3 protein-coding genes are annotated in these 2347 nt (G+C 28.5%); all 3 read right to left on the reverse strand.

Translation table 11 applies throughout. From position 1 onward, the window contains the following. Positions 1–715: O-antigen ligase family protein (locus tag DW981_RS14450; protein WP_147352676.1), on the reverse strand; the 715-nt coding region annotated here is incomplete at its 3' end. Continuing rightward, a complete protein-coding gene (locus DW981_RS14455) occupies positions 715–1800 on the reverse strand; it encodes a glycosyltransferase family 4 protein (RefSeq protein WP_118508231.1) in 1086 nt (361 codons plus the stop codon). The genes DW981_RS14455 and DW981_RS14450, both read right to left, overlap by 1 nt. 56 nt (positions 1801–1856) lie before the next feature. Then, entirely contained in the window at positions 1857–2273 is a 417-nt protein-coding gene (locus DW981_RS14460) for a glycosyltransferase (protein ID WP_182434315.1), read from the reverse strand. Between the last annotated feature and the right edge of the window lie 74 nt (positions 2274–2347).

Below are 2347 nucleotides of genomic sequence, written 5' to 3' on the forward strand. Positions count from 1 at the left end.
TAAAATTTTTAAGCTTTGCTTTGATTTTCATTACGCATAAATGCAAAATAAATAATATTAAAAAAACAAAACAGTTGTCGTATCCCATCTTTGTTCCCATTAAAGCCACACAAAGGCAATTAAAAGCCAAAACAAAAAGTGAATACATATTAGATTTAAAATTTAGTCTCCAAAACATATACGCAACTAAACTAGATAAAATGAATGATATTTCATTAACAGCATAGAAGAAACCTTTCCATCCAATTTCTCCTTCATATGCTGAAATTCCAATTCCCATTAGTCCAGGCACTAATATTAACACTGGATACGCTATGCTCCAAAAATCCATTAGATTAAATATATCTAATTTATATTTCTTTTCCTTTTGAAGAGTTTGAATTAAAGAAACAAGTATAATGGGTGTAAAAAGTTTAATTACACCTTGCAGTGAATCTTTAATATAATTACTGCTAACAATACTTTGAATTAACAAAAATACCATAAACGGAAAAAGAACATTTATAAATGTTCTTTTCGACACAGTCATAAGTAAAGTTAACATGTAAAAAAATAAAACGAGTCGATATATCTGTCCAATTGGCAGTTCATCATGAAATGCTCCACTAACAGAGTCAACAAAAGGCATAATATATAACAATACCATTAAAAAAGAATATTTATTAATTTTTGTGCCCGCAAGTAAATTTTTTTTTATTTTAACCTTAAATACCATTATATATCTCCTAGCATCTCTCTGTATAAAGATGCAACATTACGTGCCATAACAGAATCAAAAAATTCTGTTGCGCATTTTTGTTTGCCACAAATCGCTTTTTCCCTTATTTCATCTCTATTATTATAACAATATATAATTTGTGCTGCCAATACATCAGGATCAGAGCAATCTATTAAATATCCTGTCTTATTATCAATAATTTCTTTAATTCCACCAACAGAATTTGCCAATACACAGCAACCTGCATTCATCGCCTCCAAAATAGATATTCCAAACGATTCATATTTAGAAGGATGTATATACAAACTATATCTATTCAATGTACTTCTTACATCTTTATCATATCCCTTTAGTTGAACATCTATTTTTTTTTCCATGATATACTTCTCCAAGACTCTTCTTTCATATCCCTCTCCAAATATATCACAATGTATTTTTACATTCATTTTTTTATCATTAATAATAGATAGTGCTCTTAAAATGGTCATCTGATTCTTTATCGGTAACAAATTACCCACATTACACATTTGCAATACTTCAGATTCATAATCTGGCAGAGAATCATATTGGTATGGTTCGATTGCATTGTGTATTATTTTTATCTTATCTTCTTTTACACCACGATTACAGAGAATGTTTTTCATTGATTCTGATACCGCAATGCATTTGTTACAAGAGTGATTAATTAAAAAGGTTTCAAGAAGAGAATACATCGCCACTATAAATTTTCCCTTTTTCATTTGGTCAACCTTGACATCACCATGAATAACCGCTAATTTTTTTGTATATCTGTTTGAAGCTATTGCCACACTCACTAATAATCCATTATTACTGTTAATATGTAATAGATTTATTTTATTCTTCTTAACATATAGCTTTAATTTAATTATGTCTTGAATTAGATGTATACCCAATTCAAGACATATTTTATTGTTACTGTCTAATTGAGAATTCAACCAACTATTTTTACGAACCGCATAATAAACTTCATAATTCATTCTCCTTAAAGCTTTTCCCAAACTTATTGTATAATTCTCTATTCCACCAGCCATTTTCCCTACACTTACAATCAACACTTTCATTCGTTACCTCTTTTTTACCCGATAATCATATAGTTATATACAATACCAAATAGTTGTCAGCAGTCTATATATTGCCTTATTGTATCTATAACTTGATTTCTACACGAACTATAATTTGAAAAATGTTTTGTTGTTGCATCAACTATAAGTTGTTCCATATTATTATCCTCATCTGAATACATCAAAACATAATTTAATTTTGAGAAAGCATCAACTATAAGTTGTTCCATATTATTATCCTCATCTGAATACATCAAAACATAATTTAATTTTGAGAAAGACTGTGCAATTTGCGTTTGATGATCATCAATATGTTCACCATATTTTGATAATCTTGGAACAACGATTATTTTCCTTCTATATTTTAAACCAGTCATTATAGTTCCAACCCCACTATGAGATACCAATATATCACAGTTTTTTATGTATTCTTCATAATGAGAAAGACTGTGCAATTTGCGTTTGATGATCATCAATATGTTCACCATATTTTGATAATCTTGGAACAACGATTATTTTCCTTCTATATTTTAAACCAGTCATTATA

Origin of the sequence: Clostridium sp. AM49-4BH, from assembly GCF_003478335.1 — a bacterium.
GTDB lineage: Bacteria > Bacillota > Clostridia > Lachnospirales > Lachnospiraceae > Butyribacter.

What these genes read in the sequence shown, in the direction of transcription:
- DW981_RS14455 (WP_118508231.1), bottom strand. Translation starts at nt 1,800, where the DNA reads ATGAAAGTGTTGATTGTAAGTGTAGGGAAAATGGCTGGTGGAATAGAG.
- DW981_RS14460 (WP_182434315.1), bottom strand. Translation starts at nt 2,273, where the DNA reads ATGATCATCAAACGCAAATTGCACAGTCTTTCTCATTATGAAGAATAC.